Below are 14,128 nucleotides of genomic sequence, written 5' to 3' on the forward strand. Positions count from 1 at the left end.
TAGTGCGGGGATGCGTAGACAGCCCGAAGAATACAGCAGTACCGTGGCAGTAAATCCAGCGCTTCTGAATGGTCATTTGGACAGTGCTGAATCCCATCCCATTCACCCGAACCGCTGACGAGGGAGTCAACCGTGACTGTAACTGCCCAGCCCATTGTTACCGCGGAGCGCGAGCGCGCCCTGCTGGCCTCTGTTCCCACAGGTCTGCTCATCGACGGCCAGTGGCGTCCGGCCGCGTCCGGCAAGACCTTCGACGTGGAGGATCCCTCGACCGGCAAAGTCCTGTTGAGCCTTGCCGATGCCGGACCGGAGGACGGGGCGGCGGCACTGGATGCCGCGGCCGCCGCGCAGGATTCCTGGGCGAAGGTCCCGCCGCGGGAGCGCGGGGAAATCCTGCGCCGCGCCTTTGAACTGGTGACCGGGCGTGCGGAGGACTTCGCGCTGCTGATGACGCTGGAGATGGGCAAGCCGCTGGCCGAGGCCCGCGGCGAGGTCACCTACGGTGCGGAGTTCCTGCGCTGGTTCTCCGAAGAGGCCGTCCGCGCCTTCGGCCGCTACTCGGTGTCCCCGGACGGGAAGTCCCGCCTGCTGGTGACGAAAAAGCCTGTGGGCCCCTGCCTGCTGATCACACCGTGGAACTTCCCGCTGGCGATGGCCACCCGCAAGGTGGCGCCCGCAGTGGCCGCCGGCTGCACCATGGTGCTGAAGTCCGCGAACCTGACCCCGCTGACGTCCCAGCTGTTCGCGGCCGTGATGGTGGAGGCCGGACTGCCGGCCGGTGTGCTGAACCTGATCCCGACGTCCACGGCCGGGGCCACCACGGGTCCGTTGATCAAGGATTCCCGGCTCCGCAAGCTCTCCTTCACCGGCTCCACCGAGGTGGGCCGCCGGCTGCTCTCGGACGCGTCGGAGACGGTCCTGCGGACGTCGATGGAGCTCGGCGGGAACGCCCCGTTCGTGGTGTTTGAGGACGCCGACGTCGATGCCGCCGTCGCCGGGGCGATGCTGGCGAAGCTGCGGAACATGGGCGAAGCCTGCACCGCGGCGAACCGGTTCATTGTCCACGAATCGGTCGCGGATGAGTTCGCGGAGAAGTTCGCTGCCAAGATGGCCGGCATGACGACGGCCCGGGGCACCGAGGCCGAGTCCAAGGTGGGTCCGCTGATCGATGCGAAGAGCCGGGACAAGGTCCACGAGCTCGTCTCCGACGCCGTATCCGCCGGCGCGGTCGCGGTGATCGGCGGCGCCGCGGTGGACGGTCCGGGCTACTTCTACCAGCCCACCATCCTCAAAGGTGTCACCGAGGGCACCCGGATCCTGTCCGAGGAGATCTTCGGGCCCGTCGCGCCGATCATCACCTTCGACACCGAGGATGAGGCGGTCCGGCTGGCGAACAACACAGAGTACGGACTGGTCGCCTACGTCTTTACGAAGGACCTCAACCGGGGCATCCGGATGGGCGAACGCCTGGAGACCGGCATGCTGGGCCTGAACGCCGGTGTGGTCTCCAACGCCGCGGCACCCTTCGGCGGGGTCAAGCAGTCAGGACTGGGCCGGGAAGGCGGCCTCGAGGGCATCGAGGAATACCTCTACACCCAGTACATCGGCATCGCCGACCCCTACGCCGGCTAAGAACCCAACCGGCTGCGCCGGACCTGCCTCAGCTCCGGCGCAGCCAGCTTCCCCGACGCACCCGGTTAGCCGCCCCGCGGGTCTTTGACCAGCCACTCGCGAGACCGTGGCGGGTGCGCTGTACTGCGCGGCGGGCGGCACGGAACGGGGCCGCCGCGGCACGCCGCCAGGCGGCCATGAGGGAGGGCGGCAGCCATACCGCGCGGAACCGCACCAGCAGCCCGGCATGGGCCCTCAGCGTGGAACGGACCACTTCGATCCGGTGAGCGGCCGGTGACCCCGCGCTTCCCGCAGCACCGGCCCCGCCCGCAGCTTTCGCACGGCCCGGGGTGCCGGCGCCGTCGGCCCCGGGGGACGGGCGGCCGTATTGCCGCTGTTCGAAGTCCGCCGTAAGGACCCTGACGGCCTGGTGGCCGGGCGCGTCAATGCCAAGCGGTTCCCCGAGGGCGCCCGAGAGGCGCAGCCTGTCGGAGAAATGACGGGGCGTCTCGCTGGTCCGCGGCGCGACGCCGTAGTCCATGGCGAGGTCGCGCAGCTCGGCCCAGGCCTGCAGGGCTGCCACGCTGTCGCCCCCGGCACCGTTCAGCCGGCGGCGGCGCACTGCGGTGCGCGCCAGCTGCGGCGACGCCAGCAGCAGGCCGAGGACCAGCACGCCCCCGGCGGAATACAGCACGGGCAGCCACCGGCTGCCCGCGTCCGCCGTAGCGTCCGCGCCCGGGACCGGCAGCGGCGCCGCAGTGGGCTGCGGTGCGGGGTTGGGGCTGACGCTCGGCAGGAGGCCGTCGTTGTTTTCGTTTGTGCTGGCGCCGCCGGGGGACTGGGCCTCCGTGGCATAGGCCGGCACCACACCGCGTGACGGGGTGGGTTCGAACGCCACCCAGCCCAGTCCCTGGAAATAGAGTTCCGGCCAGGCATGGGCGTCACGCGCATCGACCTCGTACTCCGGCAGGGCGCCCTGGCCCCCGATCGACACCGTGGCGCCAGTGGGCCGTCCCGGGGCATAGCCGACGGCGATCCGGCTGGGGATGCCTTCCAGCCGGGCCATTACCGCCATGGCCGACGCGAAATGGATGCAGTATCCGCTCTTCTGGGTCAGGAAGTCCGCCAGCACGGACAAGCCATTGCCGTCATAGCCGCCCTGTACCGGGGACTGCAGCGAATAGGAAAATTCGACCGAGCGCAGGTATCGCTGGATGGCCAGGGCCTGGGCGTAGGGAGTGGAGCTTCCCGCGGTCACGGTCTCAGCGGTCCTCCGCACGATCTCCGGGACGTTGGCCGGCGCCCGGGTGAACTGCTCGGGGACACCCTGCACCGACCCGGTGGCCTCGGCCAGCAGGTCCGGGGTGAGCTGAGGGGAGGCGGAGAGCACCACGTACTGCTGGTCGCGGGAGTTTGTGTCGACCCCCTTGATGCTCAGTGTGGCCGGGTCCCAGCTCCAGCGGCCGTTGAGGCCGTTGACGGCTTCCGGGGCGTAAGGCACGGGCAGATAGGGGCTGGTGAACTGGCCGGTGTTGACCGCGGTGACCACCCGGACCTCGGTGGCGGCGGACTCGAAGCCCGAATCCATCCGGCCCGTGCCCAGGCGGCGGGTGTCGTTGCGGTCATCCGGCGCCCAGTTGTCACCGTTGAAACTGTCCACGGTCACGGAGCGCAGGTACGGGGTGCTTGGGGCGTTGGTGGCAAACGTGATCCGGCCGTCCCCGGTGGGGGCCCGGAGGCTGTTGCCCAGGCTGATCATCGGGTTGAGCCCCGAGGCCGTGCCGAACGGATTCAGCCGCGAGCCCTGCGGGAACGTTCCCTGGTCGAATCCCGGGATCACGAGCTGCAGCAACAGAGTGAGTGTCAGCGCCACGGCACCGGTCAGGGCGCCGCGGCGGAACTGGCCCGGGTTCCGGGCGGTGTCCGCGCCGGTCCGCGGGTCGGGGGCGAACCAGTGGCTGCAGCCGAGGATCAGGAGGTAGCCGGCCGTGGCCGCAGCGAAACCGGCCACGCCGACGCTCTGCGGCTTGATCATGGCGGGAACGATGAGGATGGCGAGGATTCCGAGGCCGCTCGTGGCCGGCAGGGCCAGGGGATAGGCGAGCGCATCGACCAGGATCACCAGCAGCCCCAAAGCGGCGCAGATCAGCAGGACGATCCCGGCGTTGGGGGCCACCGGGGCGCTTTCCGCCAGGACGGTTTCGCTGGCCCGGCGCAGGTAACGCCCCAGCTGCGCCAGGGTGTCGCCGGAAGGAAGGAAGCCCAGGATGCTGCTGGAGCGGAAGAAAGTGAACGTCAGGATCAGCACGAGCGCAGCCAGCGCACCGGCCGTCACGAACACGCTGCGCCACCGGAGAGCCCGGAGCCCGGCCATGGTGAGGGCCACGGTGAGGACCGTCGAGAGGACAGGGGAGTACCAGGCCCAGCCGCGCAGCACGCCGTTGAGGCTCAGCGCGGCACCGGCGACGGCGACTGCCACCGCGAGGGCCATGAACCATGGTTGCGCGCCCACCTTCGACGACGCCTTCCCGGTCCCCGGGAAGGAACCCTGCGGCGCGGCGGAGGAGCCGCCGGCCGGTGAAGCCCCCGACGGGCCCGCATGCGGGCCCGCGCTGCGCTGCGGTGTCAGTGTCATCGCCGGGCCCCTGATCCGCGCCGCACATCGGGGGCGGCTGCCAGCGGCGCGGCGCCGTCCGCGTCGAAGGCCGCCCACGCTGCGGGCAGCGGCGATGCCGGGGTGACGGCGACGGCCCGCCAGCCGCCGAGCCGGAGCGTCTCGAGCACACCCTCGAGTTCCTGGAGCCGCTCCGCGATGACCAGCGCAAAGGCGTTCGCGGTGAAGCCGGCAGCCGGGGTCAGCGCCCGGGCCTCGGCCGGCGTGAGATTTCCGAGGATCGCCAGGATGGGACCGCGCATGCGGTGGGCCGCCAGTTTGTCCATCAGCCGGTCGTCGAACGGCTGCGGGCCGCCCTCCCCTCCGGAGGGGTGGCGGCCGGAAGCCCGGGAGGAGGAGGAGGACTCCCTGGCATCCCTGCGGCCGTGGTGGTGGCCGGTGAGCTGGATCGCTGCGAGGCTCTCGGCGATCGACTGCAGGCCGGACGTGCCGATGTACTCTTCGGCCTCCGGCTCGGGGGCGGAGGGCGAGTGCTGGAAGGCGGGCTCCCCGGCGGCGTCGAGGAAGCGCAGCGCGTAGTTGCGTTCGGCGAGATGTGCGCCGATGGACATCGCGGCTGTCACCGCCCACTCGAACGTGTCGCTGGTGACGAGCTCGTGGCCGTCGGGGCCGGCTGCGCCGCGGTGTGAGGTCCCGCCGGCGGAGAACGCGCCCCGGGTGAAGGCTGCCAGCCGCTGGTCCAGGATGATGGTCGCTTCCGGAGTAGTGACGGACTCCTCCTGGCGGACCATCAGCTGCCCGTGCCGTGCAGTCGCCGCCCAGTGCACCCGGCGCATCGGATCACCGTGACGGTATTCCCGGGTCATGACGTCGTCGTCGCTCGGGTTGGCGCGGATGCGCGTTGCGGTAACGCCGTCGTGTCCCCTGGCCCCGGCCAGCCCGGTGACGGGGAGTTCGACGGCGGCGGGCGTCACGGTGAGGATGTCGCCGTCGTCGATGGCGTGGCGGTGCAGCGACAGCCCGAAGGGGTCGCTGAACTCGGCCGTGACCGGGCCGATGACGAACTGGCCGCGTTTCGCGGAGCGCAGATGGTACTCATAGCGGCTCGTCCCGCCCGTGGCAGAACGCGCCGGGAACCGGAACACCGGGGATTCCCCGAACCGGGCGGGCAGCCGCTCCTCCATAAGGGCATGGCCGGATCCCAGGCCGGTCCGGGCGACGGCCAGCCGGACCGTGGCCGTTGCCGCCGTCTCGACGCTGGCGGGACTGAATTCCCGGTAGACCTGAAAATTCGGCTTGAGCACCCGGGTTCCGGCCAGCGCGAGCAACGGCAGGACAAGCAGCAGGACGGCCAGCGTCAGCAGGTCCCGGCGTCCCATCACCTGGGCCGCGAGGAGGAAGACCGTACCCGCGCCGAGCAGGCCCCAGCCGCGGCTCGTGAAAATGTGCCTCGGGAACCGGTCAATCAGCGCCACGGCCGGGCCACCCCTAGCGGCGGTCCGGCAGTGTGGCAGCCGGGGCCGCGGCAACCCTGCCACCGGCGGCATGTCCGGCCGGTGATGCCGGAGCCGCCGCCATTTCCGGGCTGACCGGGATCTTCGCCAAAACGGCGCGGATAACGCTCTGGGCGGTCTCGCCCGTGCTCGCGGCTTTGCGGTCCAGGATGATCCGGTGGGCCAGAACGGCTTCGGCGACGCTGACGACGTCGTCCGGCAGCACATAGTCCCGGCCCTCCAGGGCGGCCGTGGCTTTGGCCGCCCGCAGCAGCTGGAGCATGGACCGGGGGCTCGCGCCGAGCCGGAGCAGCCCGCTGTCCCGCGTCGCACGGCCCAGGGCCACGGTGTACTCCTTGATCGACCGGGAGACGTAGACCTGCCTCACCGTGGCGATCATGGAGGCGACCTCACTGGCGGTGACGACGGCGGTGACTTTAGTCAGCGGCGACGTCGCTTGGTGTGTTTCCAGCATTTCCATCTCGGCGTCTTTGTCCGGGTAGCCCATGGAGATCCGCGCCATGAACCGGTCCCGCTGCGCCTCCGGGAGCGGGTAGGTCCCCTCCATTTCAATCGGGTTCTGCGTGGCCACCACCATAAAAGGCTCATCGAGTTTGTAGGACTTGCCGTCCACGGTGACCTGGTGTTCTTCCATGCATTCCAGCAGGGCCGACTGCGTTTTGGCCGAGGCACGGTTGATTTCGTCCCCAATGACGATATTCGCGAACACCGCACCGGGCCGGAACTCAAAGGACCGGGACGCCTGGTTGTAGATGGACACGCCCGTGACATCGGACGGGAGCAGATCAGGCGTGAACTGGATCCGGCTCACCGAACAGTCGATGGTGCGCGCGAGAGTCTTCGCGAGGAGTGTTTTACCCACTCCGGGGACGTCCTCCAGGAGCAGGTGGCCCTGTGCCAGCAGCACGGTAAGGGCCAGTTTGGCCGCTTCCGCCTTGCCATCGATCACCGTGTTGATGGCGGTCAGGATGCGCTCGCTGGCGGAGCTGAACGCTTCCGCGTCCATGGCCACGGGTGGCTGGGCCGCGCGCCGGGTCCCGGGAAGCCCGGTCACGGCGGAGCCTTCCCGGAGGTTCTGGCCCTCGGGGAGGGCTTCGTCTAGGGAGGTGCGGTGGTAGTCCATCGGTAGCCTTTCAGCCCTGGTGGTTCCCGGCGGAACGGCATGGAGCCTGCCGGGCCACCTGTGGGGTGTGTGCCTGTGTTCCTGACCGTCTATTCCTAGCCGTTTACTTCCTGGGCCATCTGTACCAGCTTGTCTGTACCAGACCGCCTGTTCCTGAGCTTTGTTTATATCGTTGTTCTATTTTCCTTGTATAGCCAGTCTTTCCAACAGCGTACTTACACAACTGCCGGACCTGACAGAGAGTTCCGGGAAATATCCGTCGGCCCCCGCATGGGAAACCGCGAGGGAACGGCGCAGGGAAACGGCACGGAAAGTCATGCGGGAAATGGCGCGGGCGGGTTAATTCCCCGGACGCCCGCGGTTCATGGGTCCGGCGGTGCCCCGATAGGCTGGGGGAATGCGCAATGCCCTGACTCCCGTCCCGTTCCGTGCACCCGGCAGCGATGGCACCGGCAGGCAGGGATACCCGCCGGCACCGGAGCCCCTTCCGGTGCCTGTTATGGACAACCACACGCACCTCGATTTCCCCTTCGACGAGCTGAAGGTGGGCATCGCGGACGCCCTCGATGCCGCAGCCGCCGTCGGGGTCCAGGGGGCGGTGCAGGTGGGGTGCGACCTCGAATCGTCCAGGTTCACCGTGCAGGCGGTGGAACAGGACGCGCGGCTGCTGGGTGCCGTCGCCCTTCACCCCAATGACGCGCCGGCCTACGCCGCCCGCGGTGAGCTGGAAGAGGCCCTGGCCGAAATCGAAGCGCTCGCGGTGCACCCGCGCATCCGGGCCATCGGCGAGACCGGCCTGGATTTCTTCCGGACCGAAGGTGTTGGTCTGGCCCACCAGCGCCATTCCTTCCGCCGCCACATCGATATTGCCAAACGCCTCGGGTTGACCCTGCAGATCCATGACCGGGACGCCCATGACGACGTCGTCCAGGTGCTGCGGGAGGAGGGTGCCCCGGACCGGGTGGTGTTCCACTGCTTCTCCGGCGGCGAGGAGCTGGCCAGGATCTGCAACAGCGAGGGCTGGTACATGTCCTTCGCCGGGACCCTGACCTTCAAAAACGCCGCCAACCTGCGCGCCGCCCTGGCCATCGCCGAGCCGGAACGGATCCTCGTCGAAACCGACGCCCCGTTCCTCACCCCGCATCCACACCGGGGGCGTCCCAACGCAAGTTACATGGTCCCCTACACCGTCCGGGCGATGGCCGAATTGACCGGATGGGAGCTCTCGGAACTGTGCTCGCGGATCGCCGGAAATACCGTGCGGGCGTACGGTTCCTGGGACTGATGTGACGGAAGTTCATCCACCAGGTTAGATATCCGGTATGCATAATTTGTTGGACGCTTTATAACGCTCCGGTTACAGTGGACAACTATTAGCCGGGGTCGGGGAAGGCCTTCGGATAATTTCACTCCTGCAGGGCGCGCATCGTGGCGAACGAACCATATGCGCGCTCTCGTTTGTGAGTGTGGCAGTGCACACACCTGCCGCGGACAAAATGCACCCTTTGCGGTGCTGCCTCCGGGCTGTCGGCGGCGGGTCAACGTGTGCACTTTTCCCCGTGCCCGGACGGTCCGAAAGATATGGGCAATCGTGGTCAAGTTCTTCACATCGGATGGCAAGTTCAGCTTCGTCAAGGTGGGCACGCAGCTTGTGGTGCTAGTGGCGCTCGTGCTGGGGCTCGTCGCGTTCGTCGGCAACAACAAGACAGTCACCCTCAACGTGGACGGCAAAGTGAGTTCGGTCCAGACCTTCGGCGGCACCGTCGGCGAAGTGGTCAAGGGCGCCAACCTTGAACTCAAGTCCGCCGACCGGATCACGCCCGCCGCGGATTCCCGGGTCCAGGACGGATCCGTCATCAACGTCAACCTCGCCAAGGCGGTCAAGGTCAGCCTGGACGGCGCGGAGCGGACCATCAAAACCACCTCACCCACCGTAGGGGAGCTTGTCACGGAACTTGGCGTGGCCAGCGCCTCCGAGCTGTCCGTCCCGAAGGACGCCCAGCTAGCGGTCTCCGGCTCGTTCGTTTCCATCTCGACGCCGAAGGCCGTGAGCCTCGTCGCCGACGGCAAAGCCGCCAAGACCACGACTACAGCCGCCAACGTCGGCCAGCTCCTCGCCGACGCCGGCATCAAACTGGGGGCCAGCGACCGCGTCTCCCAGCCGGCCAACGCGCCAGTCGTCAACAACATGGTGATCAAGGTTTCCCGCGTGGACGTCAGCAAGACGGCCGAAGCCACCGAAGCCGTGCCGTTCAAAACCCTCACCACCGAGGACGCCGGCATGCTCAAGGGCGAAGAGAAGGTGACCCAGGCAGGCGCGGCCGGCTCCATCACGAAGAAGTTCAAGCTTGTTCTCGTTGACGGCCGCGAAGCATCCCGCACCCTGGTGTCGCAGTCCGTCAGCACGCAGCCGGTCACCAGGAAGATCACCGTCGGCACCAAAGAAAAGCCGAAGCCCAAGCCGGTAGCCCAGGCGGCCGCGGCGGCCAACACCGGCGCCGGAGCTCCTGCCATGATGAACGAAGCCATGTGGGACAAGATCGCCCAGTGCGAGTCCACCGGCAACTGGTCCATCAACAACGGCAACGGCTACTACGGCGGACTTCAGTTCGACATCCAGACCTGGCTCGGATCCGGCGGCGGCGCCTACGCCCCGAACGCCAGCCTGGCCACCAAGGCCCAGCAGATCGATATCGCCAACCGCGTCTACGCCCAGCGCGGCCTGCAGCCGTGGGGCTGCGGCTGGGCAGCCTCCAGCTAAAGGAGGCTCGCCAGCCCCTCAGCTCCGGCTGACGGCCAGGTGACGTCCCAAAAAACCCGCACGGTCTCCGCAGCGGCTGACCACGGCAGCGGACACCCGGCAAAGGCCGGGTCCGGTTCAACGGACCCGGCCTTTGCCATGCCCGGGGCCGCCGGCGGGATAGGATACCTAGGTGACTGAACCGACCCCCTCCGCGCCAGGCAGTACCCCAATCAGTACGCCGATGACCGGGATGACTGAGCCGGTCAGCACGCCGGCGGGCGCACCCGCACCCTTGATGGGGGCCTCCGATATCCGCCGGCTGGCCGAGGAGATCGGGGTCCGGCCCACCAAGACTCTCGGCCAGAACTTCGTCATTGACGGCAACACCATCCGCAGGATCGTCGCCGCCGCGGACATCCACCCGGACGAGACGGTACTGGAAGTCGGGCCGGGACTCGGGTCCCTCACCCTGGGCCTGCTGGACGCCGCCCGGTCGGTTGTCGCCGTCGAGATCGATCCTGTCCTCGCCGGCAAACTTCCGGCCACCGTCGCCCAGTGGCGGCCGGACGCCGTCGGGAATTTCCATCTGGTCCTCGCCGATGCCATGCGGGTCACCGAGCTCCCCGCCGAACCCACCGCACTCGTGGCGAATCTGCCGTACAACGTTGCCGTGCCGGTGGTCCTGCACCTGCTTCAGCATTTCCCGAGCCTCCGCCACGGCCTTGTCATGGTCCAGGACGAGGTGGCCGACAGGCTGGCCGCCGGGCCCGGATCCAAGACCTACGGTGTTCCCTCGGTCAAGGCGGCCTGGTACAGCAGAATGCGCAAGGCCGGCGTCATCGGCATGAACGTTTTCTGGCCGGCGCCCAAGATCAACTCCGGCCTCGTGGCGTTCACGCGCAGGGAGCCGCCCGTCACCACGGCCACCCGGGAACAGGTGTTCGCGGTCATCGATGCCGCATTCGCCCAGCGCCGCAAGACCCTGCGCGCGGCACTGGCCGGTTGGGCCGGCAGCGCGGCGGAGGCCGAACGGTGCCTGCGCGCCGCGGGCGTCGATCCCACCGCCCGCGGTGAAGTTATCGACATCGCGGCGTTTTCCCGGATCGCGGAAGCCCGCTCGACGCCGGCGCCATAACGCGGGCGGCCGCCCGTGTGGGGTGCGGGTGGGGGTGCCGTGCTTGGAGCCGGACCCCGGCATGCCATAGCGTGGAGCCATGAACGCAGTGAGAGGGCGCTTTGCCGCGAGGACTGTCCGGGTCAAGGCTCCCGGCAAGGTTAACGTCTCACTGGATGTGGGGCCACTGCGCCCGGACGGCTACCACTCGGTGGCCAGCGTCTACCTCGCGGTGTCCCTCTACGAAGAAGTCGCCGCCACCAGCACGGACACCGGGAAAATAACCGTCAGCATCAGCCCGGCCAGCACCCTGGACCTCGACGGCGTGGACATCCCCCTCGACGAACGCAACCTGGCCTACAAGGCGGCGGCGATCATGGCCGACGTCTCGGAGCACTCCACCGGCGTCCACCTCGAAATCACCAAGCGGGTGCCCGTCGCCGGAGGAATGGGCGGCGGCTCGGCCGACGCGGCAGCCACCCTGCTGGCCTGTGACGCGCTGTGGAACAGCGGGCTTTCCCGCGACGAGCTCTCCCACCTTGCCGCGGAACTTGGCGCCGACGTGCCCTTCTCCCTGCTCGGGGGCACCGCCGTCGGGCTCGGCCTCGGCGACGACCTCTCGCCCGCCCTCGTCAAGGCCCAGACCGACTGGGTCCTCGTGACGGCGGACTTCGGGCTCCCCACCCCGGAGGTCTACCGGACCCTGGACCGGCTGCGCGCGGACGAAGAGGCCGTGATCGACGAACCCACTGCCGTGGACCCGATGATCCTCCAGGCCCTGCGGGCCGGCGATGCCGATTCCCTCAGTAGGGTCCTCGTCAATGATCTCCAGCGGGCCTCGATTGAGTTGGCGCCCAGCCTCCGCGACACGCTCGGACTCGGCGAGTCGCTGGGGGCGATCGCCGGGATTGTCTCCGGTTCCGGCCCCACGGTCGCGCTGCTCTCGCACAGCCCGGCGGCAGCCGAGGGCCTGGCCGAAGACCTCCGGCACCACGGACTGGAGGCAATGGCGGTGCACGGCCCGGTTCACGGGGCACGCATCATCTCGGATACGCTCCTTTAATAGGACGGCAGTCCTCCGCGCGGCATAGTCGGCCCGGGCCGGACCGATCCAAACACATTGCTTGGCACAATTTTTTCTCTAGAAAGCAGTTTCCAGTGGCACACCTGCTCGGCGGCGAGAACCTCACCGTCTCGTATGCAACCCGTACCGTACTTAACGGCGTCACCCTCGGACTCGAAGAGGGCGACCGGATCGGCATGGTCGGCCGCAACGGCGACGGCAAGTCGACGCTCATGCGCCTGCTGGCGATGCGGGCCACCCCGGACTCCGGCCGCGTGACCAAGCGCAGCGAAGTCAACATCGGTTACCTGGACCAGAGCGACGTCCTCGACGGCGACCTCACGGTGGGCGCTGCCATCGTCGGCGACCAGGCCGACTACGAATGGGCCAGCAACCCGCAGATCCGCGAGGTGATGGGCGGGCTCGTGTCCGACGTCGACTGGCACGCCAATGTGCACGCCCTCTCCGGCGGGCAGAAGCGCCGCGTTGCGCTGGCCAAACTGCTGATCGAAGACCACGACGTCATCATGCTCGACGAGCCCACCAACCACCTCGACGTCGAAGGCGTTGCGTGGCTGTCCCGGCATCTGAAGACCCGCTGGCGGGCCAACCAGGGCGCCTTCCTCGTGGTCACCCACGACCGCTGGTTCCTCGATGAAGTCTGCAACAAGACGTGGGAAATCCACGACGGCATCATGGACCCGTTCGACGGCGGTTATGCCGCCTACGTGCTGGCCCGCGCTGAACGCGACCGCTCCGCGTCCGTGATGGAAAGCAAACGCCAGCAGCTTGTGAAGAAGGAACTCGCGTGGCTGCGCCGCGGCGCCCCTGCCCGCACCGCCAAGCCCAAGTTCCGGATCGAGGCGGCGAACGCCCTGATCGCCGATGTTCCCGAACCGCGCGACTCGACGGCATTGAGCAAGATGGCCACCGCCCGGCTCGGCAAGGACGTCCTGGACCTCGAAAACGTCTCCCTCGACTTCCTCGGCGGCGAGGCCGGGCAGAAGCTCTTCGACAACATCACCCTGCGGCTTGCTCCCGGCGAGCGGCTGGGCCTGGTGGGCGTCAACGGCGCCGGCAAGACCACCTTGCTGAAGCTCCTCAACGGCGAAATCCAGCCCACCTCCGGCAAGGTCAAGCGCGGCAAGACCGTTGTCACCGCCGTCCTGACCCAGGAGGTCAAAGAGCTCGACGACGTCTCGGACCTGCGCGTGATCGAAGTGATCGAGCGCGAGAAGCGCTCCTTTAACGTCGGCGGCAAGGAATTCACCGCCGGCCAGCTCGTGGAGCAGCTCGGCTTCACCAACGAAAAGCAGTGGACCCCGGTCAAGGACCTCTCCGGCGGCGAACGCCGGCGCCTCCAGCTCCTGCGCCTGCTGGTGGGGGAGCCCAACGTGCTGATGCTCGATGAGCCCACCAACGACCTCGACACCGACACCCTGGCCGCCGTCGAGGACGTCCTGGACGGCTGGCCGGGCACGCTCGTCGTCGTCAGCCACGACCGCTACCTGCTCGAACGCGTCACGGACCACCAGATGGCGCTCCTGGGCGACGGCAAGATCCGTGCCCTGCCGCGCGGCGTGGACCAGTACCTGGAACTGCGCGAAGCGGCCATGGCCGGTTCTACGATCACCGGCGGCGGCAACCCCGTCACCGCCGCCAGCGGCAGCACCGCCCCGGCCGCCACCGGACCCTCGGAAGCCGAAAAGCGGGATGCCCGCAAGGCCAAGAACCGCATCGACCGCCAGCTGGGCAAGCTCACGCAGCAGGAGGACAAGATCCACGCCCAGATGACCACCGCCGCCGCAGACCCCTCCGCCGTCGGCAAGCTCGCGGGGCTCAACAAGCAACTCAAGGACCTCGCAGTCGAACGCGAGGCCCTCGAACTCGAATGGCTGGGAGCCCTGGAAGTCCTCGGCGAATAGACCCTCCAGCCTGTGCTGGCTGGGTTGGGTGCCGGAGCCGGCCCTTCCCCGTCGCTTAGACACGACGCAAAAGGGACGCTCCGGTCGCTGGGCGACCTCCGCATCCCGATGCGCCGCGATGCGCTCCTTTCGGAAGGACCGCCTCCGACTCTCGGAGCGTCACCTTATTCCTGCGCAACAGTCCCCGGACGTAATTATCGGCACTAGCGGCGCGCGTCACCTTCCGGAATCGCGATCGGTGTCCGTCACGGTAGGCGACATTCGGCGAACGGAAATGTCGGCAGCTGCGCGGGGGACTTTCGGAGAACGGAACTGTTGGCACGAGCGGTGCGGGGGTCCTTCGTGTAGTCGCGCATCGCGGCGCATCGGGCTCCGAAGGTCGCTCAGCGACCGCAGGGGCCTCTTTGCGTCGTGTCTAAGC

Annotated in this window: 9 protein-coding genes; 6 read left to right on the top strand and 3 right to left on the bottom strand. The window is 68.3% G+C overall.

Going from position 1 to position 14,128, the window contains the following annotated elements; genetic code table 11:
• Positions 1–132 precede the first annotated feature (132 nt).
• Complete coding sequence (locus FS787_RS17240) at positions 133–1,632, top strand: NAD-dependent succinate-semialdehyde dehydrogenase (RefSeq protein ID WP_144674353.1); 1,500 nt, start codon at positions 133–135, stop codon at positions 1,630–1,632.
• A gap of 28 nt (positions 1,633–1,660) precedes the next feature.
• Here FS787_RS17240 and FS787_RS17245 read toward each other — a convergent pair whose 3' ends face one another.
• From FS787_RS17245 to FS787_RS17255, 3 genes are read right to left on the bottom strand one after another with little or no spacing between them, the layout of a single operon-like run.
• Complete coding sequence (locus FS787_RS17245) at positions 1,661–4,246, bottom strand: DUF3488 and transglutaminase-like domain-containing protein (RefSeq protein WP_144674355.1); 2,586 nt, start codon at positions 4,244–4,246, stop codon at positions 1,661–1,663.
• Positions 4,243–5,700, bottom strand: a complete 1,458-nt coding sequence (locus tag FS787_RS17250; RefSeq protein ID WP_144674357.1) for a DUF58 domain-containing protein — start codon at positions 5,698–5,700, stop codon at positions 4,243–4,245. The genes FS787_RS17245 and FS787_RS17250 overlap by 4 nt, the downstream gene beginning before the upstream one ends.
• A 13-nt stretch (positions 5,701–5,713) precedes the next feature.
• A complete protein-coding gene (locus FS787_RS17255) occupies positions 5,714–6,862 on the bottom strand; it encodes a MoxR family ATPase (RefSeq protein WP_144674359.1) in 1,149 nt (382 codons plus the stop codon).
• 397 nt (positions 6,863–7,259) lie between these two features.
• On the opposite strand from FS787_RS17255, the gene FS787_RS17260 reads away from it, so the two are divergent.
• The 5 genes from FS787_RS17260 to FS787_RS17280 all read left to right on the top strand — a co-directional run bounded on the left by FS787_RS17260 (position 7,260) and on the right by FS787_RS17280 (position 13,707).
• Complete coding sequence (locus FS787_RS17260; RefSeq protein WP_144674361.1) at positions 7,260–8,147, top strand: TatD family hydrolase; 888 nt, start codon at positions 7,260–7,262, stop codon at positions 8,145–8,147.
• A gap of 306 nt (positions 8,148–8,453) precedes the next feature.
• Positions 8,454–9,623: a resuscitation-promoting factor gene (locus tag FS787_RS17265; RefSeq protein WP_144674363.1), complete on the top strand. Its 1,170-nt coding sequence runs from the start codon at positions 8,454–8,456 to the stop codon at positions 9,621–9,623.
• A 232-nt stretch (positions 9,624–9,855) separates the two neighbouring features.
• Positions 9,856–10,740, top strand: coding sequence for a 16S rRNA (adenine(1518)-N(6)/adenine(1519)-N(6))-dimethyltransferase RsmA (gene rsmA, locus FS787_RS17270; protein ID WP_144674510.1), 885 nt, complete (start codon positions 9,856–9,858; stop codon positions 10,738–10,740).
• Positions 10,741–10,819: 79 nt separating this feature from the next.
• Positions 10,820–11,782 (top strand): 4-(cytidine 5'-diphospho)-2-C-methyl-D-erythritol kinase, encoded by a 963-nt coding sequence (locus FS787_RS17275; RefSeq protein WP_144674365.1) that lies wholly within the window; start codon positions 10,820–10,822, stop codon positions 11,780–11,782.
• A gap of 95 nt (positions 11,783–11,877) precedes the next feature.
• Complete coding sequence (locus tag FS787_RS17280; RefSeq protein WP_144674367.1) at positions 11,878–13,707, top strand: ABC-F family ATP-binding cassette domain-containing protein; 1,830 nt, start codon at positions 11,878–11,880, stop codon at positions 13,705–13,707.
• Positions 13,708–14,128 lie beyond the last annotated feature (421 nt).

The sequence above is a fragment of the Arthrobacter sp. U41 genome (assembly GCF_007679325.1).
Taxonomy (GTDB): Bacteria; Actinomycetota; Actinomycetes; order Actinomycetales; family Micrococcaceae; genus Arthrobacter.

Bases quoted from the DNA above. Each gene is read 5' to 3' on its own strand.
- FS787_RS17245 (WP_144674355.1), bottom strand. From the start codon at position 4,246: ATGACACTGACACCGCAGCGCAGCGCGGGCCCGCATGCGGGCCCGTCG.
- FS787_RS17255 (WP_144674359.1), bottom strand. From the start codon at position 6,862: ATGGACTACCACCGCACCTCCCTAGACGAAGCCCTCCCCGAGGGCCAG.
- FS787_RS17260 (WP_144674361.1), top strand. From the start codon at position 7,260: ATGCGCAATGCCCTGACTCCCGTCCCGTTCCGTGCACCCGGCAGCGAT.
- rsmA (WP_144674510.1), top strand. From the start codon at position 9,856: ATGACTGAGCCGGTCAGCACGCCGGCGGGCGCACCCGCACCCTTGATG.
- FS787_RS17275 (WP_144674365.1), top strand. From the start codon at position 10,820: ATGAACGCAGTGAGAGGGCGCTTTGCCGCGAGGACTGTCCGGGTCAAG.